This window comes from Pseudomonas sp. NPDC089392 (genome assembly GCF_044749595.1).
Classification (GTDB): domain Bacteria; phylum Pseudomonadota; class Gammaproteobacteria; order Pseudomonadales; family Pseudomonadaceae; genus Aquipseudomonas.
Map to the genome: position 1 here is coordinate 169,649 of NZ_JBIVIF010000004.1, position 23,729 is coordinate 193,377.

The window sequence follows — 23,729 nt, forward strand, 5'->3', positions numbered from 1 at the left end:
GGTTTGGTGGGGTATTCAGCGGGTTTATTGCCTGTTCTGGCCTCTTCGCGGGTGAACCCGCTCCCACAAGGACCACACAGGTCCTGAGGCTTGTGCGGGACCTGTGGGAGCGGGTTCACCCGCGAAGAGGCCGGGACAGGTAAATAGAAACGCCCCGGCAAGCCGGGGCGCTCTGGGGCTACGCAGTACTTAGCGAATACCGGACTGGCGCAATGCCGCAGGCTGGAAGTCAGCCTTGCTGGCGCTGAAGCCGAAGTCGTAGGCACGCTTTTCTTCGTTCTTCATGCCCAAGGCCAGGTAGCGGCCCGATTGCAGGTCGTAGATGGTTTCCAGGGTGTACCAGGGTACCTCCACGTTGTAATACGGCTGGGCGTGGGCCTCGGAAACACGCCACAGCTGGCCACGGCCGTCGTACTGGTCGATCACTGCGGCCTGCCAGGTGTCTTCGTCAATGTAGAAGTCACGCTTGGCGTAGATGTGCCGTTGGCCCGGCTTGAGGGTCGCGACCACGTGCCAGACCCGACGCAGCTCGTAACGGGCCAGGTCCTGGTTGATGTGCCCGGCCTTGATGATGTCGGTGTACTTGAGCTTGGGGTCGTCCAGCTTGAAGGCGTTGGACGCGATGTACAGCTCCTTCTTGCCTTCCAGCTTCCAGTCATAGCGGTCTGGCGCACCGTTGAACATGTCCAGGTTGTCCGAGGTACGCAGGCCGTCGGCGGCGGTGCCCGGGCCGTCATACGACACTTGCGGCGCCTGGCGCACGCGGCGTTGGCCGGCGTTGTAGATCCAGGCCTTGCGCGGTTCCTTCACCTGGTCGAGGGTCTCGTGCACCAGCAACACGGTACCGGCCAGGCGCGCCGGCGCGGTCACTTCCTGCTTGAAGTAGAACAGGATGTTGCCCGGGTTGTTCGGGTCGTAGTCCTTCATCTTGTCGCGGAAGACAAACTGGTCGGAGAAGTACACGGGGTTGAAAGAGCCATTCTGCTGCGGCGTGGCCTGGGTCACCAGGCGGCTGACGCTGCCACCCCGATAACGGGTGATGTGGTTCCAGATCACCTCCAGGCCGCTTTGCGGGATCGGGAACGGTACCGCCGTACGGAAGTTGTTCAGGCCGTTGCCGCCTTCGACCAGGGTGGCCTTGGTGGCGTTTTCCTTGATGGCGGCGAACACGTCGGCGGGGGCCGTAGAGCCGCGATGAGTCTTGAACACCGGGATCCTGAAGGTATCCGGGTAGCGCTTGAGCATGGCCAGCTGGCCCGGCGAGAGCTTGTCCTTGTACTGGTCGGCGTTTTGCGCGGTGATGGTGAACAGCGGCTTGTCACTGCCGTACGGGTCGGACAGGAAGCCCTTGCCGTCGACACTGCCCGCGGTCTTCGACAGCGGCTCCCACGGGCCGATCGAGCCATCGGCATTGCCAGCCTTTTCGGCACCCATCGGGGTCAGGGTGCTGCCCAACTTGGCCGCCTGGTCAGCGGATACCGCAGCCATGACACTGGTCGCCAGCAGGGACAGGCCCAGCACACCGGCTTGCAGCAGACTTCTGGTCTTGTTCATGTCGTGTCGTCCTGGATCTGTATGCTTAGAAGTTCACACCGAAGCTGAGCGCGACAAAGTCACGGTCATCCACGGTGGTGTACTTGCCATCGAAGAAGTTGGTGTAGGACAGGCTCGCCGTGTAGGTTTGCTGGTACTCGGCGTCCAGGCCCAGGCTGACAGCCTTGCGGCCTTCCTCGAAGTTGGCGCCCGGGCCAGGCGAATAACCATCGACGTCGTGCGACCAAGCCACGCTCGGGCGCAGGTTCACCCCGGCAAAGACGTTGTTGTAGTCCCAGATCGCACGGACGCGGTAGCCCCAGGAGTCGGACGTGGTGTAACCATCATTTTCGCAGTAGCGCGATACGTTGTTGGCATTGGAGGTGCCCAAGGTACCGGTGTTGAGTGTTTCGCATTGGCCGTTAGGCAACGGCCCCGGGCCAAACACCGGGTCACGCCCGTAACGCAACTTGGACGTGCTTTCCAGCCCGCCAACGTGAGTCCAGCCGACTTCCCCTACCATGGTCAACCGCTCGGCACCCATCACCTGATCGAAGAAGTGAGTGAAGGTTGTCTGCAGCTGGGTGATTTCCTTGCGACGGTAACCTGGCTGGTCGGTGCCAGGGCGGCCTTGCAACACCGATACATCCGGGTTGAGGGGGGTCAGGCCGGAAAAGAGAATATCGGTGGTATTCAACTGCACGGGCGCGTTCGGACGGTAGCTGATTTCACCGCTCCAGGCAGTGCCTGTGGGCAGTGTCGTAGAGAAGCTCAGCCCGTACAGACGGATGTCTTCCGGATACTCGACGTAATAGCTGGAGTTGCCTGCCACTTGCAACGGCAAGAGGGTTGGCACCAGGCCGGCCAACTGCGACGCGGGTACACCTGCGCGGACCAGCGCACCTGCCAGGCCGCTGGCGCTGTAGTACTGAAGATCGGCCCCACGGCCACTGAAAATTGGCGCGCGGCTGTGGTAGTTCATGAAATAGCCACCAAACTCGGTGTTCAGCGGTTCGAACATGTAGCGCATTGCAACGCCGAACTGACCGCTGTCGCGTGCATCACGATCCGGCCCGCGCTTTACGATCACCCCCTCGTCGGGCGAACCATGAGTCACACCTTGCGCCGCCAGCGCAGCCGCGACAGGGGCATTAAGCGGCCCAAGCCGGCTGGCCAGGGAGTTCTGGGTAGCCAGCACGGCCAGGTTGTTGTTGCAGCCATCGGCAATCACATCCGGCTGGGAGAAGAAGGTGCCGCAGTTATCAACAACCGTCTGGTCCCATTCGATCTGGTAGAAGGCCTCGGTCGACAGGTTGTCGGTCAGGCTCTGCGAAACGTAGAACATGTTGACCGGAATCAGGCCTTCCTTGATTTCGGCCCCCGGGCGGCGGAATGCCGACACGTCGATAGGGTTGATCGCGTTGATGCCGCCACCAATGAAGGTACTTTCACCCCAGCTCACCACCTGCTTGCCCAGGCGTACCGAGCCAGGCTGATCGCCGATGGCATAGTTGTGGTAGACAAAGGCGTCGAGCATTTCGGCGCCGGACGACTTGGCGCCTTCCTTGCGGTTGGAGTCGCTGATGTCCTTGAACTGGCGGCTTTCATCCTTGAGCTCAAAGTCGTACCAGTACTTGCCGCGGACGAACACGCCGGTGTCACCGTACTTGAGCTCCAGGTCATGGATGCCCTTGAAGATCTTCGAGAAGGTTTCGCCCTTCTTGAAGTTCAGGTGGCCATCGTCGGATGTCTGTGACAGGCCCTTGCCGCCGTTGTTGACGCCGATCAGGTTCTGGTTGGGGTTGGCAGTCGACCAGCTGGCGCCGACGGAGAGCGACGAGTCGAACTGGCCTTCGATTTCACCAATGTTGAAACTGACTGCGAAAGCTGGACTTGCGAGCGTGGAAGCAAGGCTGACGGCCAAGGGCAATTTGGCCCGGCGCCAGAACAGGTGTGCAGATTTCATCGACGCTACTCCATGTACTTTTTTGTTATGGCAGTGAGTCCTTTCAAGAACGGCCCGTGCGACCGGTGTGCGGGCTTGCGCCCGCAGCGACATGTGTTGCGCATGTCGCCCTCCCCCTTCCTGAAAATCCCCTGGCCCCGACTATAGCCAGCAAGGCACAGGCGCTTGATCCCTCTAAAGTGTGATTTGCGCTCCATGCCGCCAACCCGCTGCAGGGTGCTTTGAATGCGCGCTGGCAGAGCTCAAGGATGGCGCATTTCTGCCATTTGGCAAGGCGCCGATCCGTCTAGCATGCGGGTCGCGTACTGACATACGCGACCCGCATGGCGGTTACAGCGTGGAAAGGAACGCGCTGTTGCTGGCCTGCCATTGGACGATGTCCTGGCGGATGCGCTTCTTGTCGAGCTTGCCGACGCTGGTCTTGGGAATTTCAGTAACAACAGCGATCTGGCTAGGAATCGCCCATTTGTTGATGTGCCCCTGTTCGACAAACGGCTTGAGGTGCTCCTTGAGCGCCTTGGCGTCGATGGCCTGGCCGTCACGCACCACCAGCAGGGCAAACGGGCGCTCGCCCCATTGCGGGTCGGCCACCCCAACCACCGCCACCTCGCGTACGGCCGGGTGACGGCTGATCAGGTCTTCCAGGTCGAGCGAAGAAATCCACTCGCCACCGGTCTTGATCACGTCCTTGATGCGGTCGCGTATGTCGATGTAGCCCATGCCGTCGAGGGTGGCGACGTCACCGGTGTGCAGCCAGCCGCCCTGCCACAGCTCCTCGCTCTTTTCCGGCTCCTTGAAGTAGCCCATGGTCAACCACGGTGCACGCAGCACCAGCTCGCCCTGGGTTTCGCCATCGGCGGGCAGGAAGTTGCCGTCACCATCGACGATGGCCGCCTCGACCAGCGGCACCGGCACGCCGGCCTTGATGCGGTAGGTAACGCGCTCATCCTCGCTGCCGGCTTGCAGTTCGTCGTTCAGGTGCGCGGCGGAGATCAGCGGGCAGGTCTCGGACATGCCGTATGCCGCGGTCAGCTGGATGCCGCGCGCCAAGGCTGCCTGGTACAGCGAACGGTTGAGCGCGCTGCCACCGATGATGATCTTCCAGCCGCCGAAATCCTGGCCTTGGGCAGTCGGGCAGTTGAGCAGCATCTGCAGGATGGTCGGCACGCAATGAGAGAAAGTGACTTTCTCTTCGCGCCACAATTTGACCAGCATGTCCGGCTCGTAGCGCCCTGGGTACACCTGCTTCATGCCAAGCATTGTGGCGGCGTAGGGTATACCCCAGGCGTGCACATGGAACATCGGGGTGATGGGCATGTACACGTCGTTGCTGCCCAGCAGGCGCACGCTGTCGATGCTGCCGGTCACCGAGGCTTCGGCCAGGGTATGCAGCACCAGTTGCCGGTGGGTGAAGTACACGCCCTTCGGGTTGCCGGTGGTGCCGGTGGTGTAGAAGGTGGTGGCCACCGAGTTCTCGTCGAAGTCCGGGAAGTCGTAGCGCGGGCTGGCTGCTGCCAGCAGTTGCTCGTACTCGCCAAGCAGGTTGGGCAACTCGGCGGTCTTGTCCGGGCCATCGGTCAGCAGCAGGGTCTTGTCGACGGTCGTCAGTTGCCCGGCGATGGCCTGGTACAGGCCGACGAAGTCGCTGTTGACCAGCACCACGCGGTCTTCGGCGTGGTTCATGGTGTAGAGGATCTGCTCGGGCGACAGGCGCACGTTGATGGTGTGCACCACCGCACCGATCATCGGGATGGCGAACATGCATTCCAGGTAGCGGTGGCTGTCCCAGTCCATTACCGCCACGGTGTCCCCGGCCTTTACCCCGGCTTCGGTCAGCACATTGGCCAGGCGCGCGATGCGCTCGTTGAGCTGTAGATAAGTCAGCCGCAACTGGTCGCGATAGACGATTTCGCGGGTCTTTTCATAGCGGCTGCCAGACATCAGCAGGCGCTTGATCAGCAGGGGGTAGGCGTAGGCGCCCTCGGCGGGCTTGATGATGCGGGTCTGCAGCATGGGTATCCCTTTCTGAAAAGCGGGCTGGACAAGTTTGGTAACTACTGTAGTTCGCCAATGTGACGGCTAAATCAGCCGAAGGAATGATTTGCGTGGCAAAGGTATGAGTGGCGGGCGTTGACGGGCGGCAAGGTTGAGCTAGACACTGCGGCGGCAGCTTCAGGTTATGTGGTGAAGCTGAGGGCCTCTTCGCGGGTAAACCCGCTCCTACAAGGCCTTCACCGCCCCTGAGGCCTGTGGTGTACCTGTGGGAGCGGGTTCACCCGCGAATGGCTACAACACCGATACCCCGCCCTGCACCGGAGAACTTCATGCCCAGCCCGCGTCGCGCCGTGTTTCTCGATCACCAGTCCCTGGACCTTGGCGATCTCGACCTCTCGCCCCTGCAGCAGCAGTTCGACGAGTTCGAGCTGTTCGCCGCCACCCGCCCGGAGCAGGTTGCCGAACGCCTGCAGGGCGCCGTCGCGGTGGTCAGCAACAAAGTCATGCTGGACGCCGCGACCCTGGCCGCCAACCCGCAGCTCAAGCTGATCCTGGTGGCCGCCACCGGTACCAACAATGTCGACCTGGCGGCGGCGCGCGCCCAGGGCATCACCGTGTGCAACTGCCAGGGCTACGGCACCCCCTCCGTCGCCCAACACACCCTCGCCCTGCTGCTGGCCCTGGCTACACGCCTGTGCGACTACAACCAGGCGGTGGCCGACGGCCAGTGGGCCAAGGCCAGCCAATTCTGCCTGCTGGACTTCCCCATTGTCGAACTGGAGGGCAAAACCCTCGGCCTGCTCGGCCACGGCGAGCTGGGCGGCGCGGTGGCGCGGCTGGCCGAAGCCTTTGGCATGCGCGTGCTGAGCGGGCAGATCCCCGGTCGCCCGGAGCGGGCCGACCGGCTGCCACTGGACGAACTACTGCCACAAGTCGACGCCCTGACCTTGCACTGCCCACTGAACGAACACACCCGGCACATGCTCGGCGCCCGCGAGCTGGCCCTGCTCAAGCCCAATGCGCTGGTGGTCAATACCGCCCGTGGCGGCCTGATCGACGAACAGGCGCTGGCCAACGCCCTGCGCAGCGGCCACCTGGGCGGCGCCGCCACTGACGTGTTGAGCGTGGAGCCACCGGTCAACGGCAACCCGCTGCTCGACCCCGGTATTCCGCGCCTGATCATCACCCCGCACAGCGCCTGGGGCGCGGTGGAGTCGCGCCAGCGCATCGTCGGCCAGCTCAGCGAAAATGCCCAGGCCTTCTTCGCCGGCCAACCGCGCCGCGTGGTCTGCTGAGCCCGGCGCCCGCCTCTGCTACACTGCGCCACTTTTTTCAGGAGGCGTCGTCCATGGACCCGCGCAGTGAAGTGTTGCTCCGCCAGGCAGAGCTGTTCCAGGGGCCGCTGCTGATTGCCGGCGCCCCCGCCGACGACCTGCTCGGCCAGTTGCCCCAGGCCCAGGCCTGGACCTGGCACGCCGGCGATCAGGCCATGCTCGACAGCCGCTTCGCCGGCCGCAGCCATTTCGGCGTCGAGGCCCCTGATGCAGCCTTCGACAGCGCCGTGCTGTTCCTGCCCAAGTCCCGCGAACTGGCTGCCTACCTGCTCAACGCCCTGGCCTCGCGCCTGGCCGGCCGCGAGCTGTACCTGGTGGGTGAAAAGCGCGGCGGCATCGAAGGCGCGGCCAAGCAGCTGCAGGCCTTTGGCAAACCACGCAAGCTCGACAGCGCCCGCCATTGCCAACTGTGGCAAGTGACCATCGAACACGCGCCAGAGGTCAAACCCCTGGAAAGCCTGGCCGAACGCTTCGAGCTCGCCCTGGAAGACGGCCCGCTGCAAGTGGTCAGCCTGCCCGGCGTGTTCAGCCATGGCCGCCTCGATCGCGGTACCGCCCTGCTGCTCAAGCACCTCGACGGCCTGCCGAACGGGCATGTGCTGGACTTCGGTTGCGGTGCCGGGGTACTGGGCGCCACGGTCAAACGCCGTTACCCGCAAAGCCGCGTGACCCTGCTGGACGTTGACGCCTTCGCGGCAGCGGCCAGCCGCCTGACATTGGCCGCTAACGGCCTGGAAGGCGACGTGATCATCGGCGATGGCATTGACGCAGCACCCACCGACCTGAGCGTGATCCTAAGCAACCCACCGTTCCATACGGGCGTGCACACCCACTACCAGGCATCGGAAACTTTGCTGAAAAAATCTGCCATCCACCTGCGAAAAGGCGGCGAAATACGCCTGGTGGCGAACAGCTTCCTGCGCTACCGGCCGCTGATCGAAACCGCGTTGGGCAACTGCCAGATCCGCGATGAGGCCGACGGTTTCCGCATCTACCAGGCAACGCGCGGATAAAATCACCGCTTGCCGAAAGCGTTTTGCCTAGGCAGAATCCGCACCGTCCTAGGGGAGTAGTCTCCCGCGAGCACCCAGCTCGCCCGGTACGCGTCAACATACTTGGTCCACAGACCATGGCGCGTGCGACCCGCCATGCCAGCCTGCATGGAGATCCGCATAGACGGATCCAGGGTTTGACAAGACCTATGACACGCACACCTTACCCGGGGCGGGGAGGCTGTACGTGTCATAGCCGTGTCGACCCGCCCCCGTAGGAAACCTGATGCTGGAATCTCTGCTAGTTCCCACCGCCATCGTGGCCCTCGCCGAAATCGGCGACAAGACCCAACTGCTCGCGCTCATTCTCGCTGCCCGCTTCCGCAAGCCTTGGCCGATCATCGCCGGCATCATCGCCGCCACCCTGGCCAACCATGCTGCGGCCGGTGCCGTGGGCGCGTGGGTCGGTAGCTTCTTCAGCAACTCGGCACTGCACTGGATCCTGGCCGCAAGCTTCACTGCCACTGCGCTGTGGACCCTGGTACCGGACAAGATGGATGACGACGAGAACCCGGCACGCCGCTTCGGGCCGTTCCTGACCACGCTGATCGCGTTCTTCCTGGCCGAAATCGGTGACAAGACCCAGGTCGCCACGGTGATGCTGGCTGCGCAGTATCCGCACCTGATCATGGTCATCATCGGTACCACCCTGGGCATGCTGATTGCCAACGTGCCGGTGGTATTGGCGGGTAACTTCGCGGCGGACAAACTGCCGCTGACGCTGATTCGTCGCCTGGCGGCCACGGCGTTCTTCGTGCTGGCGATCGTGGCCGTTTATTCGGCGATGAAGGCCAGTGGCTGGATTGGGTAATTAAGGGTCACAGGCTGAAGCAAACCCTGTAGGAGCAGCCTTGCGCTGCGAAGAGGATGGTACAGGCACCCGAAAATGTGGTGCTCTTACCGGCCCTTTCGCAGCACAAGGCTGCTCCTACAAGGGATCGCGCAAAGCAGGGCCTTACTGCTTGGCAGCAGCCTGATACAGCGGCATAACCTTCGGAATCGCCGCCTGCAGCGAAGCAATGCGGCTCGCAGACGCCGGGTGAGTGCTCATGAACTCAGGCGGCGCACCTTCGGAAGCCTTGCTCATCTTGTTCCACAAGGTGATCGCGGCGTTCGGGTCGTAACCGGCACGCGCCGACAGCTCCAGGCCAATCAGGTCGGCCTCGTTTTCGTTGGCCCGGCTGTTGGGCAGGGTCATGGCGTAGTTCACCACGGCATCGGCCATGGCCATGCTGCCCTGGCCAAGGCCGAAGATGGCGCCGGCACCCTGGCGGGCCATTTCCACGCCATACGCCTTGGACATCGCCTCACGGCTGTGCTCACGCAAGGCGTGGGCAATTTCGTGCCCCACTACCGCGGCAATTTCCGCATCGGTGAGCTTGAGCTGATCGATCAGACCGGTGTAGACGATGATCTTGCCGCCTGGGCCGCAGTTGGCATTGAGTTCATCGCTCTTGATCACGTTGACCTCCCATTTCCACTGCGCGGCATCCGGGCGGAACTTGGGGGCCTGGGCGATCAGGCGGTTGGCAATCACCTGCACACGCTTGGCATCAGCGCTGGACTTGTCGAGCACGCCTTTGTTCGATGCTTCACCCAAGGTCTGCTGGTACGACTGGGCGTACATCTGGTTGACCTCATCGGTCGAGAGCATGCTGAACATGTACTGCTGGCGTTCGACGCCAACAGCACCACCGCTGGTGGTGTTCACCGCCTGGCAGCCAGCCAGCAGGATGCCAGCACTCAACAGGCTGACGGCAAAAGACTTACGCATGAAAACACTCCCTTTTTACATGCGCCGTATCCTAGGCCGAGTCGCCTGGGGCCGCCATAGCCGCAGGGAAGATTTTCTTTGCCTGTACCGGCCTCTTCGCGGGTAAACCCGCTCCTACAGGGGAACGCGTTCGTTGTAGGAGCGGGTTTACCCGCGAAAGGGCCGGCACAGGCAACCCATCAAGCAGGGGTAAGGCACTCCGGCGCATCCAGCTTCGGATCATTGACGAAATTCGCCAAGGCCCGCTCGCGCAACTGGGCCGGCGGGCTGGCCAGCAGTTCATGCAAGCGGGTAACCGGCGTGTCCGGGTCAAGCCAGGCCGCCTGCCCGGCCTCGTCCAGTATCAACGGTCGGCGCTGGTTCATGGCCGCCTGGGTCACCACCGCGCAACTCAGCCACACCTGGTCCTGCACCGGGTAGGCCTCCCACACCGCTGCAAAGTACAACGACGCCCCCTCCCCCGGGGTCAGCCAGTACGGGCGTTTGCGCACGCTGCCACGCCACTCGTAAAAGCCGTTGGCCGGCATCAGGCAGCGGCGCTGGCGAAACGCGTCACGGAACATGGGCTGCTCGGCCAGGGTTTCCGCGCGGGCATGGGCGGGGGTACGGGATAGGTCAGTAAGCCAGGCCGGGGTCAGCCCCCAGCGCGCCTTGGCCAGTTGCTGCTGGCCGTCGAGCTGGCGCTGGATCAGCACCGAAGCCCCAGGCGAAATGTTCCATTGGGCCGGCTGGCCGACAGGAAAGCCCGGCAGACTGGCTAGAGCCTGGGGCCAGCGAAACAGGGCGTAACGTCCACACATGGGCGAATTCAGAACCTAGCAGATCAAGGTACCGGGAAGACTCTCCGGTTCGTCGCCGGCAAGCGGCTGGGCACCATTGTACGCGTCGATCAATTGCCGTGCGTACTCGGCCTGCTCATCCGGCACCGCAAGCCCGAGCAGCCCTTGCAGCGGCAGCTCGCCCACGCCGCCCACCAGGTCACGACCTGCCAGGTGCACGTCGATGCCCTCACTGGCCAGCATGCCGGCCAGCATTTCGGCTTCAAGCAGGTTTTCCGGTTCGTAGATCCGCCGCATCAATCATTCTCACCATAGACATCCAGCATCCACTCTTCGCCATGAACCTGCAGCACAAAGCGGATAGGTTTGCAGCACACCTGGCAGTCCTCGATGTACTCCTGATCACCACCGGAAAGGTCCACCGAGGTTTCGACTTCTTCGCCACAATAAGGGCAATCGTAGATCGCAGTTTCCAGCATCGCGGCCTCCGGGGTGACTTATGCGTATAATTACCGGTCTATTTACAGGGCCTGTGTGTGTCCGAGCCGTTTTTCGGAGCCCGCCCCTACCTTATTACCCTAGCCGTTTCCAACAAGAGAGCATGATGGGCGAATTCGATGCCATCCGACCGTACGACGACGCTGAGGTCCCTGCCGTTCTGGCACGCCTGCTCAGCGACCCGGCATTCCTCGATATCCTCACCCACTTCCGCTTTCCGCGTGCGGCCGGTGCTCTCGGCTGGTTGCTCAAGCCCCTGATTGCCCGCCGCCTGCGCAAGGAATTTGCCGGCGTTACCTGCGTCTCGACCTTGCAGGACAAAGTCGAGTACTACGTCGACCAGACCATCGACCGCGCCACCGACGGCGTCACTTATTCGGGCGTGGAACAGCTCAAGGCTGGCACGGCCTACCTGTTCCTGGCCAACCACCGTGACATCGTCATGGACCCGGCCTTCGTCAACTACGCGGTGTACCACGCCGGCTTGCCGACCCCGCGCATCGCCATTGGCGACAACCTGCTGCAAAAGCCCTTTGTCAGCGACATGATGCGCCTGAACAAGAGTTTCATCGTGCACCGTTCGATCAGCGGGCGCCGCGAGAAGCTGGCCGCCTACCAGTTGCTCTCGGCGTACATCAACCACTCGATCCGCAACGATGCCACGTCGATCTGGATTGCCCAGGCCGAAGGGCGGGCCAAGGACGGTGACGACCGCACCGACTCGGCGATTCTCAAGATGTTCCACATGAGCCGCAAGGACGAGCCGTTCGGCGCGGTGATCCAGAGCCTGAACCTGACGCCGGTATCGATCAGCTACGAATACGACCCGTGCGACCAGGCCAAAGCCCGCGAGCTGTACATCCGCGCCACCACCGGCACCTACAAGAAGGCGCCGGGCGAGGACGACAACAGCATCGCCAAGGGCATTACCGGTTACAAGGGCCGGGTGCACATCAACTTCGCCCCGCCGGTGACCGAGTACCACGAGGACACCAAGCAGCTGGCGGCGGAAATTGACCGGCAGATCCTGGGTGGCTACCGGCTGTTCCCGGTGCATTACCTGGCGTATGCGATGTGGGATGGCAAGGACGAGGCCCTGCAGGTGCCTGGCGCCGAGAAGGTGTTCCCGGCGGATGAATTGGCCAAGGCCAAGGAAGAATGGCAGCGCCGCCTGGATGCCTGCCCTGAGGAGCAGCGGCCGTACCTGGTGTTGCAGTATGCGACGCCGGTGCGTAACCAGTATCAGGTCAGGCAGCAAGCGCCGGTAGCCTGATGGATTGCCGGGGCTGCTTTGCAGCCCTATCGCGACACAAGGCCGCTCCTACAAGAGACCACAATCCTCCTGTAGGAGCGGCCTTGCGTCGCGATGGGCCGCAAAGCGGCCCCAAAATCTCAAACCCAGGTGCTGAACCAGGAAAGCAGCAGGGCCATCGCCAGGCAAGAAAACCCGAGAATGTAGAAGTACTTGGGCACCCGCAGGTCGAATGCATCCACCACCCCTTCCTCCACCGCCAGGCTTTCGCGGGTATCGGCCTCGCGCCGCCGTGCGCTGTGCAGCAGCAACCCGCCTGGGCAGGTCAGCAGCAGTGCCAGCAGGTTGATCAGCTTGGTGGGATGGGCGGCCAGGAACCCCCAGAGCACTTGCAAGGACATCACGCAACCTCGGTGTAAGCGACGGCAAAGCCCCGCATTTTACCCAAGTCGCGCCTTGGCGCCCGGCCTGGGCGACAAACTGTCATTAAATTTCATCTATCATGCGCTCGTCATCAGAACAGGCCACCCTGTCGGCCTTTTCATGACCCGGAGCTTGTTCATGCTGCACGCCGAAAACCAGGACCGCCTCTACCTCGTGGCCCAGAGCGATGAACAGCAGGCGCTGATCGATGGTTTCGCCATCAATGTGCAGGACCGCCAGTGGCTGGTCTACTGTGCACTGGGTGGGCATGTGCATGAGGATTTGCCGGATATCGATACCCAAACCGGCCTGAGCTTGCTGGATTTCCAGATAGAGGCTGCTTAAGCCTGTGACGGCCTCTTCGCGGGTAAACCCGCTCCCACAGGGACCGCAACGAACCTGAGCGCTGTGTAATAACTGTGGGAGCGGGTTCACCCGCGAAGAGGCCGGTACAGACAACAAAAAACCCGCTACCTGGTACACAGGCAGCGGGTTTTCTTCATGCAGCTAAAAGCTTACTGCCCCAGCACCTGACCAATGGTCGGGTCCTTGAACAGGCGGGTCAGCGCATCGCTCAGCACATCGCCCACCAGCTGGGTGTTGGTCTCCTGGTTCGGCGCCATGCCGAAACGCTGGTCCAGCGACGCACCGTAACGGCCGCTGTAGCTGCGACCGGCGTTTTTCACGTCGGCACGGAACGTGGCGCCAATGGTGGCCTCGGTCACGTACAGGTTGTCTTTCGGCGACTGGTACTTCAGCTCGGCCAGGGTCACGGTCAGCTGCGGCGCGTTATAGGCGTTGGGCGTCGGGGTGAAACCGAGCAGGCGCACAGCGGCTTCAGCTTGAGCCTGCAGCTTGGGCAGTACGTCGTTACCGCTGACACTGATGGTGCTGGTTTCGGGGTACATGCCACCGCGCGTACCCAGGGACTGCGAAGGCCGGCCATCAACCACCCGCACCACGACCGGCTGGCCATGGCCGACCGGGGCGAGCTGGGCCTTGAGCGTGGGTTGCGGGTTGAGTTGTTGCGGGCTGTGGGCACAACCGACCAGGCTGAGGCTGGCCACGGCAAGCAAACCGAACAACAGACGTTGCAACATGCGCGTTTCTCCAGAAAATGCGGCAAAGGCCCACAGTATACCTAGCGGCAAGCTGTAAGCGGCAAGCGGCAAGCGGCAAGAAAAAGCAGATCGCGCGGGCAGCAGGCATTTGCTTGCAGCTTGCAGCTTGCAGCTTGTCGCTTAAAGCTCGTTGTCACAATCGTTTCATGGCCACGCCCTTATCCTTGCGCCAAGCCCTAACGCAAAGGACTCGCCGCCATGGCCTCGCTCTGGACTCTGCTCTTCCAACGCCCGCGCCACAACTCTTACGCCCGCCTTGATGGCGAAGGCAAGTGCCTGGCCTTCAAGCAGTGCCGCCAGGTGCCAGGCGGCAGCGGCTGGGTCCAGATCGGTGAAATCCAGCTTGCCTGGCTGGGCCACGAACTGCCCGCCAGTGCCCGGGTTTGCCCCCGCGCAAGCCGCCGATGGCACCAACGCATCCTCGCGGCCTGACAAACGCTGCAATAAAAAGCATAAATGGCGACATTTCTGCCCGCGACATCGCTATAATCTCCCCCCGATTATAAGGACGTCTCCTGATCGGGCCCCGCATTCGCCGATTGACCCCGGCAACTTCATCGCTTAGCCCACAGAGAGCCTTCCACTCAGGTCTTGCATCGGCTGTCGTGCCTGCTTTTCCGGCCCTTCACACTGCATGAACCTGCGGGTTGCCATCGCGCAGTCCCCTTTTGAGGTTCACGTCTCCAAAAGAGCGTGAAAAAACGGTTTTCACAACTTCACAAGAGTGTGGCGAGCAAATGAACAGTCTGGCATGTGCAAAAGCGGCAGATGTGTCCCGAACAGCCCTGAACAGGCGGCAAATGCGCTCATTCCGTATGAGTGCCTGAGCCGTTCCATAACGCACGCACGACATCTTGACCATAAGTCGAATTGCCGCACCTGTGGCAAACGGCGTTCAATACCCGAACCCGAAGACTGATTGGCGGTGTCCGCGGAAGTTGCAATAACTGCGAAAAGTCGGACATGGCGACCCTGGCAACCCAGGTCCTATGCTGTCAATTAGGTAGCTGTAGATTGTGGAGACGCGTTAAATGGCGCAGAACGAATCGGTTGATGTGGTACTGGTAGGCGCGGGCATCATGAGTGCCACCCTGGCCGTACTGCTCAAGGAGCTCGACCCGACCCTGAAGCTTGAGGTCGTGGAGGCGATGGACTCCGGAGCCGCGGAAAGCTCCAACCCCTGGAACAACGCAGGCACCGGCCACGCTGGCCTGTGCGAGCTTAACTACACGCCCCAGGCCGCCGATGGCAGCATCGACATCAAGAAGGCCGTGCACATCAATACCCAGTTCGAGGTTTCGCGCCAGTTCTGGGCTTACCTGAGCAAGAAGGGCAACTTCGGCTCGGCGCGTGCTTTCATCAACCCTGTCCCGCACCTGAGCTACGTCGAGGGTGACAAGGGTGTTTCCTTCCTCAAGAAGCGCTTCGAGCTGCTTAAGCAGCACCATGCCTTCGCCGACATGGAATACACCGAAGACAAGGCTGTGATGAAGGACTGGATGCCGCTGATGATGCCAGGCCGCCCGGCCGACCAGCACATCGCCGCAACCCGCGTGGCCAAAGGCACCGACGTCAACTTCGGCGCCCTGACCAACAAGCTGCTCAAACTGCTGGGCGATTCGCCGGATTCGCAGGTGAAGTACAGCAAGAAGGTCGTCGGCCTGCGCCGTAACGGCAGCGGCTGGACCGTGAGCATCAAGGACGTCAACAGCGGCGGCAGCCGTGAAGTCGACGCGCGCTTTGTCTTCCTTGGCGCCGGTGGCGCGGCCCTGCCGCTGCTGCAGTTGTCTGGCATCCCGGAAAGCAAAGGCTTCGGCGGCTTCCCGGTCAGCGGCCAGTGGCTGCGCTGCGACAACCCGGAAATCGTCAAGCAGCACCAGGCCAAGGTGTACAGCCAGGCCGCCGTTGGCGCCCCACCGATGTCGGTACCGCACCTGGACACCCGCGTGGTGGACGGCAAGACTTCGCTGCTGTTCGGCCCCTATGCCGGCTTCACCACCAAGTTCCTAAAGCACGGTTCTCTGATGGACCTGCCACTGTCGGTGCGCTTGGGCAATATCGGCCCGATGCTGGCCGTGGCCCGCGACAACATGGACCTGACCAAGTACCTGGTCAGCGAAGTGCGGCAGTCGATGGAGCAGCGCCTGGAAGCCCTGCGTCGCTTCTACCCGCAGGCCAAAGCCGAAGACTGGCGCCTGGAAGTGGCCGGTCAGCGCGTGCAGATCATCAAGAAAGACCCGAAAAAGGGCGGCGTGCTGCAGTTCGGCACCGAGCTGGTCTCGGCCCAGGACGGCAGCTTGGCTGCACTGCTTGGCGCTTCGCCAGGTGCATCGGTAACCGTGTCGATCATGCTGGAACTGATCGAGCGCTGCTTCCCCGAGCAGGCCAAAGGTGCCTGGGCTGCCAAGCTCAAGGAAATCTTCCCGGCTCGCGAGAAGACCCTGGCGACCGATGCTGCCCTGTACCAGAAAATCAGTGCCGACAACGATGTGGCGCTGGACCTGGTAGAAAGCAGCCCGGCGGCCAAGCATTACGCCTGAACCGGCCAGTAACGAAAAAACGCCCCTCGGGGCGTTTTTTTGTGCCTGGATCTTTGTCAGCCTGTGCCGGCCTCTTCGCGGGTAAACCCGCTCCTACAAGGACCGCATACCCTTTGTAGGAGCGGGTTTACCCGCGAAGAGGCCGGAACAGGCTTACCAATCAGCCACGGGCGTTAGCGATAATCTCGACATACTCAGGCGCATTACGCTGGTCAGCAATCTGCTCGACAAAGGTCTTGCCGTGCTCGTCCTTGCCATCCAGGTCCAGGCCGGCTTCGACGAAGAAGCCAACAAAGCGCTCGAAATCGTCAACGCGCAGGCCGCGGTAAGCCTTGACCAGCTTGTGCAGCGACGGCGAGGTCACGCCATCAGCCGGTTCGAACTGAAGGAACGACTTGATGTAGTCGTCGCTGATTTCGTCACCGATTACCTGTTTCTTGTCTTTACGCATTGCCGACTCCAACTGGACCATCACGGAATTTCGAAGGCCGGCAGTTTACCCCCCGCAGGCTGCGCGCCTCAACGCGTACGTACGGTACCGGTGTGCAGGTCGGCCCAGATGTGGCCGTTGCTGTAGGTGAGGAACTGCACGTAAAGCGTTTCGTTGCGCAGCAGGTCCATGATCACCCGGTAGTCGCTGACCGGGTAATTCAGGCTCAGGGTACGGGTTTTCTCGTCATACACGGGCTTCTTCAGGCTCTTGGCGGCCTCACCGTCGAAGGTCAGCAGCACCTGGGCGATGGTTGCGCCCTTGCTCAGCGGCTTACCCTTGAGGCGCACCTGCAACGACGATGTGATCGGGATTGGCTGCTGGTCGGACTGGCGCTGGGCACCCACCACCACCGAATAGTCGGTCACTTGCAGCAGTTGCTGGCCGGTCGGCGCTTCCTGGCGCAGGGACTGGTCGTCGGGTGGCAGGAACTGGCTGTGCAGCGGTGCGGCGGCGAGAGGCAGGCTGACTGCCAGCAGCAAGGGAAGAATCGCACGCATGTGAGGCTCCTTGAGTGAAGGGGCACTCTAGCACGCTGTGTCTGGGCTGTACCGGCCTCATCAATCGAACTGCGCGCGCATCCAGGCCTGGTACTCGGCCACGCCCTGCTCTCCCTCACGCGGCGCCCAGTGTGCATGCTCGCCCTCGCCCACCGGCCGGTACGGGCCGGCCTTGCACTCGAACAGGATGCTGTCCGGTTCCAGCACCACCAAACCATGGTAAGTACCGGGCGCCAGGTCGACACCCAGGCAGTCGCCACCTGCCTGCAGCACCCGCTTGTCGGTCACCGCGCCCTTCTCATCGAAGATCAGCAGGCCCAGGCGCCCCTTGAGCACGATCAGCGCTTCGGCCTTGTCGTCGTTCAGGTGCCGGTGCGGCGGGATGTAGGTGCTGGGCTGCAGCCCGACCGCCATGCGGTGGCAGGGCTCTTCCATTTCATGGAAGTTATGGTGCTGCCGCCCGCGCGGGTTGGCGGCAGCCTTTTCGGCCAGCCCGGCGAACAGCGATTGGTCGATGAACGCAGGCTGGCGCATGGTCACAGCCCCTTTACGGCGAAAATGCCGTTGGCATTACGCCAGTAGCCTTTGTAATCCATGCCGTAACCAAAGATGTAACGGTCGACGCACGGCAGGCCCACGTAGTTGGCCTTGAGCTCCGGGCTGGCCTTGCGGTCGTGGTCCTTGTCGATCAGCACGGCGGTGTGCACCGAACGCGCGCCAGCATGCTTGCAGAACTCGATGATGGCGCTGAGGGTATGGCCTTCGTCGAGGATGTCGTCGACGATCAGCACATGACGGTCGATGAACGACACTTCCGGCTTGGCCTTCCAGAACAGCTCACCACCGCTGGTCTGGTTGCGGTAGCGGGTGGCGTGCAGGTAGCTGGCTTCCAGCGGGAACTGCAGGTGAGTCAGCAGTTTGCCAGCGAAGATCAGGCCGCCGTTCATCACGCAGAACACCACCGGGTTCTTGTCATGCAGGTCCTTGCAGATCTGCTCGCCGACGTTGGCGATGGCCGCTTCGACTTCGGCTTCGTTGTACAGGCAGTCAGCTTCACGCATGACTTGACGGATATGCTCGAGATCGGCGGACATGGCGCTCTCCGGGGGGTGCATTTTGGAAAAGCGGGCAAAGGTACGCATCCGCTCGTCACAGATCAAGCATTTATGGACTAACGTCCAGAATGACCAGACGACAGCACAGGCTGAATAGATTAATCTAGCGCGGTTTTTTTGCCCGCCTTTCGGAGCCCCCCTATGCCCACTCGTGAGATCCGCCATCCGCTGATCCGCCACAAGCTCGGCCTGATGCGCCGTGCCGATATCAGCACCAAGAATTTTCGCGAACTCGCCCAGGAAGTCGGCGCGCTCCTGACCTATGAAGCCACTCAGGACCTGCCACTCGAAAGCTACGAGATCGATGGCTGGTGTGGCAAGGTGCAAGTTGAAAAGATCGCCGGCAAGAAGATCACTGTAGTACCGATCCTGCGCGCCGGCATCGGCATGCTCGATGGTGTGCTCAGCCTGATCCCGGGTGCCAAGGTGAGCGCCGTCGGCGTTGCTCGTAACGAAGAAACCCTCGAAGCCCATACCTACCTGGAAAAGCTCGCGCCGGACATCAACCAGCGCCTGGCCCTGATCATCGACCCGATGCTGGCCACCGGCGGTTCGATGGTCGCCACCATCGACCTGCTGAAAAAGGCCGGCTGCAAAGAGATCCGCGCCATGGTCCTGGTCGCCGCACCAGAAGGCATCGCCGTGGTGGAAAAAGCCCACCCGGACGTGCAGATCTACACCGCCTCGATCGACCAGCGCCTGAATGAACACGGCTACATCGTGCCGGGCCTGGGCGATGCCGGTGACAAGATCTTCGGCACCAAGCAAAAGGACGCCTGACCATGCAGGACGGCTTCAACGACCCGCTATGGCGCCAGGTCGTTTCGGGCGCGCAGATGCTCTTCGTGGCATTTGGCGCGCTGGTGCTGATGCCCTTGATCACCGGCCTCGACCCGAACGTGGCGCTGTTCACGGCCGGCATCGGCACCCTGCTGTTCCAGCTGGTCACCGGCCGCCAGGTACCGGTGTTCCTGGCATCGAGCTTTGCCTTCATTACCCCGATCATCCTCGCCAAGGGCCAATTTGGCTTGGCCGAGACCATGGGCGGCGTGATGGCCGCAGGCTTCGTGTACACCTTCATGGGCCTGATGGTGAAAATCAAAGGCACCGGCTTCATTGACCGCATGCTGCCGCCGGTGGTGATCGGCCCGGTGATCATCTCCATCGGCCTGGCCATGGCGCCGATCGCCGCCAACATGGCGATGGGCAAAGGTGGGGACGGCGCAGCACTGATGCCGTACAAGACCGCCATGCTGATCTCCATGCCGGCCCTGCTGACGACCTTGATCGTGGCAGTCTTCGGCAAAGGCATTTTCCGCCTGGTACCGATCATCTCTGGCGTGCTGGTGGGCTTTGCACTGTCGTTCGCCTTTGGCGTGGTCGACACCGCCAAGGTCGCCGCCGCCCCGTGGCTGGAAATCCCCAACTTCACCGCGCCGGCGTTCAACTGGCAGGCCATCCTGTTCATCGTCCCGGTTGCCCTGGCACCGGCGATCGAGCACATCGGTGGGGTGATCGCCGTCGGCAGCGTGACCGGCCGTGACTACCTGAAAAAGCCTGGCCTGCACCGCACCCTGCTGGGTGACGGCCTGGCCACCACCGCAGCTGGCCTGTTCGGCGGCCCGCCCAACACCACCTACGCCGAAGTAACCGGCGCGGTGATGCTGACCAAGAACTACAACCCGAAGATCATGACCTGGGCGGCGGTATTCGCCATCACCCTGGCGTTCATCGGCAAGTTCGGCGCGCTGCTGCAGAGCATCCCGGTACCGGTGATGGGCGGCATTCTGTGCCTGTTGTTCGGTTCGATCGCGGCGGTGGGCATGAACACCATGATCCGCCACAAGATCGACCTCGCCGAGGCACGCAACCTGGTAATCGTTTCGGTGACCTTGGTGTTCGGTATCGGTGGTGTGCTGATCGGCAGCGGTGATGGCCCGGATGACTGGGGCCTGAAGGGCATTGCCCTGTGCGCCATCGTGGCGATTGCGCTGAACCTGATCTTGCCGGGCAATGATGGCTGGAAGCACAAGCAGAAGGATGATCTGCTGCCTTGAGCCGACTGTAACCTGTACCGGCCTCTTCGCGGGTAAACCCGCTCCTACAACGACTGCGCGAACTATGTAGGAGCGGGTTCACCCGCGAAGAGGCCAGATCAGGCTTACCAAGAATCAGGCCTTTTCACACATCCCGGCCAACACCCTCACCCACTCCGGGTGATCATTCAGGCACGGTACCAGCACCAGCTCCCGCCCGCCGGCCTCGACAAACTGCTCGCTGCCGCGCATGCCGATCTCTTCCAGGGTCTCGATGCAATCGGCGACAAATGCCGGGCACATCACCATCAGTTTCTTCACCCCCGCCTTAGCCAGTTCGTCCAGCCGCGCCTCGGTATACGGCTCGATCCACTTGGCCCGCCCCAGCCGCGACTGGAACGACACTGACCACTTGCCATCGGGAATGCCCATTTTTTGCGCAAAGGCCTTGGCCGTGGCCAGGCACTGCCCGCGGTAGCACACCGCGCGCATCTCGGCACTGGCATCCTTGCAGCAGTCGGTCGCCTGGAAATCATGCTTGCCGGTCGGGTCCAGTTTCTTCAGGTGGCGCTCCGGCAACCCATGGAAGCTCAGCAGCAGGTGGTCATAATCTTGTTCAAGGTACGGCTTGGCGCTGGCGGCCAGTGCCTCGATATAGTCCGGGTGCTCGTAGAACGGCTGCAGCACACGCATCTGCAACGGCAACTGGCGTTCACTGACTGTCTGTTTTGCCAGCTCCACCACGGTGGTCACCGTGCTGTCGGCAAACTGTGGATAAAGCGGCGCCAAGGTCACCTTGCGCACACCTTGAGCTGCCAGGCGCTCCAGCACCTCGGGCAAGGCCGGCTGACCGTAGCGCATGGCAATTTCCACCGGGCCGTGGGGCCAGTGCTCGACCATCGCCGCTTGCAGGCGACGGGTCAACACCACCAGCGGCGAGCCCTCATCCCACCAGATCGAGCCATAGGCATGCGCCGACTGCTCCGGGCGCTTGACCAGGATCAGCGAAACCAGCAAACGCCGCACGGGCCAAGGCAGGTCGATCACGTACGGGTCCATGAGGAACTGGTTGAGGTAGCGGCGCACATCGGCCACCGAGGTGGAGGCCGGGGAACCCAGGTTAACCAGCAGCAGGGCGTGATCGGTCATGCAGCGTCCTATGTCAGAGGCGGCTGGACAAGTTGTCCAGGGCCGATTGCAGATCGTTGAAGCGGAAGGTGAAGCCTGCCGCCAGCAAGCGTACCGGGCGCGCACGCTGGCCGCCGAGCAGCAAGGTCGACAGTTCGCCCAAGCCCGCCTTCAGCACCAAGGCAGGTACCGGCAGCAGCGCCGGCCGGTGCAAGGTGCGGCCCAGGCACTTGGCGAACTCGCGGTTGCGCACCGGCTCCGGGGCGCAGGCATTATAAGGACCGCTGGCATCCTTGTGCTGCAAGAGAAAATCAATCAGGGCAACCTGGTCGTCTATATGGACCCAGGGCATCCACTGCCTGCCATCGCCCAAAGGCCCGCCCAGCCCCAGTTTGAAGGGCATACGCAGGCGCGACAAAAAGCCGCCGTCGCTGGCCAGCACCAACCCGGTACGCACCAGTACCACGCGGATGCCCTGGGCCTGGGAGCGCTGGGCGGTTTCTTCCCAGGCAATGCACAGCTGGCTGGCGAAGTCTTCGCGCACCGGCGGCGAGGCCTCGGTCAGTTCGCGCTCGCCGCCGTCACCGTACCAACCCACCGCAGAACCGGATATCAGCACCTGCGGGCGCTGCTCGCGCGTGCCCAGCCAGGCCAACAGCTGCTCGGTAAGGGTGACGCGGCTGGCCCACAGCACGTTGCGCCGGGCTGCCGTCCACGGCCGGTCAGCAATCGGCGCGCCAGCCAGGTTGACCACTGCATCGAGTTGATCGTCCGCTTCCAGCTGCTCCAGGCGGGCGATACCACGCACGCCAGTACCGCAGATTTTCGGCACTTGCTCCGGCCTTCGGCTCCACACCGTCAGCCGATGGCCCTGGCCTAGCCAGTACTGGCACAGGTGCTTGCCAATCAACCCGGTGCCACCTGTCAGCAATATATGCATGGCTGTGTCCTCGCAGAGTGCGGCGGTGGTCTATTTTTAACATCAAGGCACTTTTTTGACCCGACGCTCTCGGATAAACATAGGCCAACCTGCCCGCTAAAGCGGAATAACCTTATACAAAAGTTGTGCATTGTACAGGTTTGCCTGACAGCGTAGTCTGCTCATAGCAAGGTTTGAAGAGGCCATCATGACAGTACCTATTGCCATCATCGGGGCCGGTATCGCCGGCCTGTCAGCCGCCCAGGCCTTGCAGAAGGCCGGGCAATCCGTGCATTTGTTCGATAAAGGCCACGGCAGTGGCGGGCGCATGGCCAGCAAGCGCAGCGAAGCTGGCGCGCTCGACCTCGGTGCCCAGTACTTCACTGCCCGTGACCGGCGTTTCGTCGAGCAGGTACAGCAATGGGTTGCCGCGGGCTGGGCCGAGCAGTGGAAACCGCAGCTGTACAACTACCGCGATGGCGAACTCAGCCCGTCACCCGACGAGCAGACACGCTGGGTCGGCGTGCCGCGCATGAGCGCCATCACGCGCGGCCTGCTCAAGGATGTGACAGTGAACTTCGGCTGCCGCATCGCCGAGGTGTTCCGTGGCAAGCAGTACTGGCACCTGCAAGACACCGAAGGCTGCAGCCACGGCCCCTATAGCCGCGTGGTCATCGCCGTGCCGGCGCCGCAGGCCACGCCACTGCTGGCCGCTACCCCAAAGCTGGCGGCGGTGGCTGCGGGTGTGCAGATGGAGCCCACCTGGGCTGTCGCCTTGGCCTTCCAGGCTCCACTGGACACACCGATGCAAGGCTGCTTCGTACAGGACAACCCGCTCGACTGGCTGGCCCGCAACCGCAGCAAACCAGGCCGTGACGAGCACCTCGATACTTGGGTACTGCACGCCACGTCGGACTGGAGCCGGCAGCACATCGACCTGCCCAAGGAAGAAGTGATCGAACAGCTGTGGGGCGAATTCGCAGAACTGGTCGGCTGCGTGGTGCCTGCCCCCTCCTTCGCCCTTGCCCACCGCTGGCTGTACGCTCGCCCTGGCAGCAACCATGAATGGGGCGCGCTGGCCGATGCCGACCAGGGCTTGTATGCCTGTGGCGACTGGTGCCTGACCGGGCGCGTCGAGGGTGCCTGGCTCAGTGGCCAGGAAGCGGCGCGACGGCTGCTTGAACACCTCGAGTGATGTAGAACTATACAAAAAAACTGGTTTGCATAACTTCAGGGCTGTGCTGCAATAAACCTGTACAAGTTTAGAGTCACGT

At 62.5% G+C, this 23,729-nt stretch carries 25 protein-coding genes and 1 riboswitch; of the genes, 10 read left to right on the plus strand and 15 right to left on the minus strand.

All coding sequences use genetic code 11. The annotated features are described in order from the left end of the window. Positions 1–189: 189 nt before the first annotated feature. The 3 genes from ACIP1G_RS06050 to ACIP1G_RS06060 all read right to left on the minus strand — a co-directional run bounded on the left by ACIP1G_RS06050 (position 190) and on the right by ACIP1G_RS06060 (position 5,512). Positions 190–1,554 (minus strand): DUF1329 domain-containing protein, encoded by a 1,365-nt coding sequence (locus ACIP1G_RS06050; RefSeq protein ID WP_400734693.1) that lies wholly within the window; start codon positions 1,552–1,554, stop codon positions 190–192. A 25-nt stretch (positions 1,555–1,579) separates the two neighbouring features. Continuing rightward, positions 1,580–3,499 (minus strand): DUF1302 domain-containing protein, encoded by a 1,920-nt coding sequence (locus ACIP1G_RS06055; protein ID WP_400734695.1) that lies wholly within the window; start codon positions 3,497–3,499, stop codon positions 1,580–1,582. Between the two features lie 330 nt (positions 3,500–3,829). Then, entirely contained in the window at positions 3,830–5,512 is a 1,683-nt protein-coding gene (locus tag ACIP1G_RS06060) for a fatty acid--CoA ligase (protein WP_400734697.1), read from the minus strand. 311 nt (positions 5,513–5,823) lie between these two features. Between ACIP1G_RS06060 and ACIP1G_RS06065 the strand changes: the two genes are divergently transcribed. The 3 genes from ACIP1G_RS06065 to ACIP1G_RS06075 all read left to right on the plus strand — a co-directional run bounded on the left by ACIP1G_RS06065 (position 5,824) and on the right by ACIP1G_RS06075 (position 8,691). After that, complete coding sequence (locus ACIP1G_RS06065; RefSeq protein WP_400734698.1) at positions 5,824–6,789, plus strand: 2-hydroxyacid dehydrogenase; 966 nt, start codon at positions 5,824–5,826, stop codon at positions 6,787–6,789. A 53-nt stretch (positions 6,790–6,842) separates the two neighbouring features. Then, a complete protein-coding gene (locus ACIP1G_RS06070) occupies positions 6,843–7,841 on the plus strand; it encodes a methyltransferase (RefSeq protein WP_400734700.1) in 999 nt (332 codons plus the stop codon). A 39-nt stretch (positions 7,842–7,880) separates the two neighbouring features. Continuing rightward, positions 7,881–8,018, plus strand: a riboswitch (yybP-ykoY riboswitch). 91 nt (positions 8,019–8,109) lie between these two features. Then, positions 8,110–8,691: a TMEM165/GDT1 family protein gene (locus ACIP1G_RS06075; RefSeq protein WP_400734929.1), complete on the plus strand. Its 582-nt coding sequence runs from the start codon at positions 8,110–8,112 to the stop codon at positions 8,689–8,691. Between the two features lie 144 nt (positions 8,692–8,835). On the opposite strand, the gene ACIP1G_RS06080 is transcribed toward ACIP1G_RS06075, so the two are convergent. From ACIP1G_RS06080 to ACIP1G_RS06095, 4 genes are all read right to left on the minus strand, one after another. After that, positions 8,836–9,654, minus strand: a complete 819-nt coding sequence (locus tag ACIP1G_RS06080) for a M48 family metallopeptidase (protein WP_400734702.1) — start codon at positions 9,652–9,654, stop codon at positions 8,836–8,838. Between the two features lie 179 nt (positions 9,655–9,833). Next, positions 9,834–10,454, minus strand: coding sequence for an SOS response-associated peptidase (locus tag ACIP1G_RS06085; RefSeq protein WP_400734704.1), 621 nt, complete (start codon positions 10,452–10,454; stop codon positions 9,834–9,836). A 15-nt stretch (positions 10,455–10,469) separates the two neighbouring features. Further along, on the minus strand, positions 10,470–10,730 hold the full coding sequence (locus ACIP1G_RS06090) for a putative signal transducing protein (protein WP_172220030.1): 261 nt from the start codon (positions 10,728–10,730) through the stop codon (positions 10,470–10,472). Further along, complete coding sequence (locus tag ACIP1G_RS06095; protein WP_400734706.1) at positions 10,730–10,912, minus strand: CPXCG motif-containing cysteine-rich protein; 183 nt, start codon at positions 10,910–10,912, stop codon at positions 10,730–10,732. The genes ACIP1G_RS06090 and ACIP1G_RS06095 overlap by 1 nt, the downstream gene beginning before the upstream one ends. Before the next feature lie 122 nt (positions 10,913–11,034). Here ACIP1G_RS06095 and ACIP1G_RS06100 point away from each other — a divergent pair, with 122 nt between their 5' ends. After that, entirely contained in the window at positions 11,035–12,204 is a 1,170-nt protein-coding gene (locus ACIP1G_RS06100) for a 1-acyl-sn-glycerol-3-phosphate acyltransferase (protein ID WP_400734708.1), read from the plus strand. Between the two features lie 119 nt (positions 12,205–12,323). On the opposite strand, the gene ACIP1G_RS06105 is transcribed toward ACIP1G_RS06100, so the two are convergent. Continuing rightward, positions 12,324–12,584 (minus strand): hypothetical protein, encoded by a 261-nt coding sequence (locus ACIP1G_RS06105; protein WP_400734710.1) that lies wholly within the window; start codon positions 12,582–12,584, stop codon positions 12,324–12,326. Positions 12,585–12,744: 160 nt separating this feature from the next. On the opposite strand from ACIP1G_RS06105, the gene ACIP1G_RS06110 reads away from it, so the two are divergent. Then, a complete protein-coding gene (locus ACIP1G_RS06110) occupies positions 12,745–12,951 on the plus strand; it encodes a hypothetical protein (protein WP_400734711.1) in 207 nt (68 codons plus the stop codon). 170 nt (positions 12,952–13,121) lie between these two features. Here the strand turns inward: ACIP1G_RS06110 and ACIP1G_RS06115 are convergent, their stop codons facing one another. Continuing rightward, positions 13,122–13,706, minus strand: coding sequence for a YajG family lipoprotein (locus ACIP1G_RS06115; protein ID WP_400734713.1), 585 nt, complete (start codon positions 13,704–13,706; stop codon positions 13,122–13,124). A gap of 219 nt (positions 13,707–13,925) precedes the next feature. Between ACIP1G_RS06115 and ACIP1G_RS06120 the strand changes: the two genes are divergently transcribed. Both ACIP1G_RS06120 and mqo read left to right on the plus strand, forming a co-directional pair. Beyond that, a complete protein-coding gene (locus tag ACIP1G_RS06120) occupies positions 13,926–14,159 on the plus strand; it encodes a hypothetical protein (protein ID WP_400734715.1) in 234 nt (77 codons plus the stop codon). A 599-nt stretch (positions 14,160–14,758) separates the two neighbouring features. Further along, positions 14,759–16,267 carry a malate dehydrogenase (quinone) gene (gene mqo / locus ACIP1G_RS06125; RefSeq protein ID WP_400734717.1) on the plus strand — a complete coding sequence of 503 codons (1,509 nt, stop codon included), beginning with the start codon at positions 14,759–14,761 and terminating at the stop codon, positions 16,265–16,267. Between the two features lie 160 nt (positions 16,268–16,427). On the opposite strand, the gene ACIP1G_RS06130 is transcribed toward mqo, so the two are convergent. From ACIP1G_RS06130 to ACIP1G_RS06145, 4 genes are all read right to left on the minus strand, one after another. Next, the gene (locus ACIP1G_RS06130; protein ID WP_201207385.1) at positions 16,428–16,718 is read right to left on the minus strand and encodes a PA4642 family protein; all 291 of its coding nucleotides are present in this window, start codon (positions 16,716–16,718) and stop codon (positions 16,428–16,430) included. Positions 16,719–16,786: 68 nt separating this feature from the next. Then, positions 16,787–17,257, minus strand: a complete 471-nt coding sequence (locus ACIP1G_RS06135) for a hypothetical protein (protein ID WP_400734718.1) — start codon at positions 17,255–17,257, stop codon at positions 16,787–16,789. 60 nt (positions 17,258–17,317) lie between these two features. Next, a complete protein-coding gene (locus ACIP1G_RS06140; RefSeq protein ID WP_400734720.1) occupies positions 17,318–17,791 on the minus strand; it encodes a WbuC family cupin fold metalloprotein in 474 nt (157 codons plus the stop codon). Between the two features lie 2 nt (positions 17,792–17,793). Further along, positions 17,794–18,351: a hypoxanthine-guanine phosphoribosyltransferase gene (locus tag ACIP1G_RS06145; RefSeq protein WP_400734721.1), complete on the minus strand. Its 558-nt coding sequence runs from the start codon at positions 18,349–18,351 to the stop codon at positions 17,794–17,796. 162 nt (positions 18,352–18,513) lie between these two features. Between ACIP1G_RS06145 and upp the strand changes: the two genes are divergently transcribed. Together upp and ACIP1G_RS06155 are read left to right on the plus strand one after the other, a co-directional pair. Continuing rightward, entirely contained in the window at positions 18,514–19,152 is a 639-nt protein-coding gene (gene upp / locus ACIP1G_RS06150) for a uracil phosphoribosyltransferase (RefSeq protein ID WP_400734722.1), read from the plus strand. Positions 19,153–19,154: 2 nt separating this feature from the next. Then, the gene (locus tag ACIP1G_RS06155) at positions 19,155–20,429 is read left to right on the plus strand and encodes a uracil-xanthine permease family protein (RefSeq protein WP_400734724.1); all 1,275 of its coding nucleotides are present in this window, start codon (positions 19,155–19,157) and stop codon (positions 20,427–20,429) included. A 114-nt stretch (positions 20,430–20,543) separates the two neighbouring features. Here the strand turns inward: ACIP1G_RS06155 and hemH are convergent, their stop codons facing one another. Then, entirely contained in the window at positions 20,544–21,557 is a 1,014-nt protein-coding gene (gene hemH / locus ACIP1G_RS06160; RefSeq protein ID WP_400734725.1) for a ferrochelatase, read from the minus strand. A 13-nt stretch (positions 21,558–21,570) separates the two neighbouring features. Continuing rightward, positions 21,571–22,476 (minus strand): TIGR01777 family oxidoreductase, encoded by a 906-nt coding sequence (locus tag ACIP1G_RS06165; protein ID WP_400734727.1) that lies wholly within the window; start codon positions 22,474–22,476, stop codon positions 21,571–21,573. A 187-nt stretch (positions 22,477–22,663) separates the two neighbouring features. Here ACIP1G_RS06165 and ACIP1G_RS06170 point away from each other — a divergent pair, with 187 nt between their 5' ends. Beyond that, entirely contained in the window at positions 22,664–23,650 is a 987-nt protein-coding gene (locus ACIP1G_RS06170) for an NAD(P)/FAD-dependent oxidoreductase (protein WP_400734728.1), read from the plus strand. The last annotated feature ends 79 nt before the right edge of the window (positions 23,651–23,729 follow it).

Coding starts and splice junctions, on each gene's coding strand:
- ACIP1G_RS06060 (WP_400734697.1), bottom strand. CDS start 5,512: ATGCTGCAGACCCGCATCATCAAGCCCGCCGAGGGCGCCTACGCCTAC.
- ACIP1G_RS06050 (WP_400734693.1), bottom strand. CDS start 1,554: ATGAACAAGACCAGAAGTCTGCTGCAAGCCGGTGTGCTGGGCCTGTCC.
- ACIP1G_RS06140 (WP_400734720.1), bottom strand. CDS start 17,791: ATGCGCCAGCCTGCGTTCATCGACCAATCGCTGTTCGCCGGGCTGGCC.
- ACIP1G_RS06100 (WP_400734708.1), top strand. CDS start 11,035: ATGATGGGCGAATTCGATGCCATCCGACCGTACGACGACGCTGAGGTC.
- ACIP1G_RS06120 (WP_400734715.1), top strand. CDS start 13,926: ATGGCCTCGCTCTGGACTCTGCTCTTCCAACGCCCGCGCCACAACTCT.
- ACIP1G_RS06080 (WP_400734702.1), bottom strand. CDS start 9,654: ATGCGTAAGTCTTTTGCCGTCAGCCTGTTGAGTGCTGGCATCCTGCTG.
- upp (WP_400734722.1), top strand. CDS start 18,514: ATGCCCACTCGTGAGATCCGCCATCCGCTGATCCGCCACAAGCTCGGC.
- ACIP1G_RS06070 (WP_400734700.1), top strand. CDS start 6,843: ATGGACCCGCGCAGTGAAGTGTTGCTCCGCCAGGCAGAGCTGTTCCAG.
- ACIP1G_RS06090 (WP_172220030.1), bottom strand. CDS start 10,730: ATGCGGCGGATCTACGAACCGGAAAACCTGCTTGAAGCCGAAATGCTG.
- ACIP1G_RS06085 (WP_400734704.1), bottom strand. CDS start 10,454: ATGTGTGGACGTTACGCCCTGTTTCGCTGGCCCCAGGCTCTAGCCAGT.
- ACIP1G_RS06170 (WP_400734728.1), top strand. CDS start 22,664: ATGACAGTACCTATTGCCATCATCGGGGCCGGTATCGCCGGCCTGTCA.
- mqo (WP_400734717.1), top strand. CDS start 14,759: ATGGCGCAGAACGAATCGGTTGATGTGGTACTGGTAGGCGCGGGCATC.
- ACIP1G_RS06165 (WP_400734727.1), bottom strand. CDS start 22,476: ATGCATATATTGCTGACAGGTGGCACCGGGTTGATTGGCAAGCACCTG.
- ACIP1G_RS06145 (WP_400734721.1), bottom strand. CDS start 18,351: ATGTCCGCCGATCTCGAGCATATCCGTCAAGTCATGCGTGAAGCTGAC.
- ACIP1G_RS06105 (WP_400734710.1), bottom strand. CDS start 12,584: ATGTCCTTGCAAGTGCTCTGGGGGTTCCTGGCCGCCCATCCCACCAAG.
- ACIP1G_RS06135 (WP_400734718.1), bottom strand. CDS start 17,257: ATGCGTGCGATTCTTCCCTTGCTGCTGGCAGTCAGCCTGCCTCTCGCC.
- ACIP1G_RS06055 (WP_400734695.1), bottom strand. CDS start 3,499: ATGAAATCTGCACACCTGTTCTGGCGCCGGGCCAAATTGCCCTTGGCC.
- ACIP1G_RS06115 (WP_400734713.1), bottom strand. CDS start 13,706: ATGTTGCAACGTCTGTTGTTCGGTTTGCTTGCCGTGGCCAGCCTCAGC.
- ACIP1G_RS06130 (WP_201207385.1), bottom strand. CDS start 16,718: ATGCGTAAAGACAAGAAACAGGTAATCGGTGACGAAATCAGCGACGAC.
- hemH (WP_400734725.1), bottom strand. CDS start 21,557: ATGACCGATCACGCCCTGCTGCTGGTTAACCTGGGTTCCCCGGCCTCC.
- ACIP1G_RS06095 (WP_400734706.1), bottom strand. CDS start 10,912: ATGCTGGAAACTGCGATCTACGATTGCCCTTATTGTGGCGAAGAAGTC.
- ACIP1G_RS06065 (WP_400734698.1), top strand. CDS start 5,824: ATGCCCAGCCCGCGTCGCGCCGTGTTTCTCGATCACCAGTCCCTGGAC.
- ACIP1G_RS06110 (WP_400734711.1), top strand. CDS start 12,745: ATGCTGCACGCCGAAAACCAGGACCGCCTCTACCTCGTGGCCCAGAGC.
- ACIP1G_RS06155 (WP_400734724.1), top strand. CDS start 19,155: ATGCAGGACGGCTTCAACGACCCGCTATGGCGCCAGGTCGTTTCGGGC.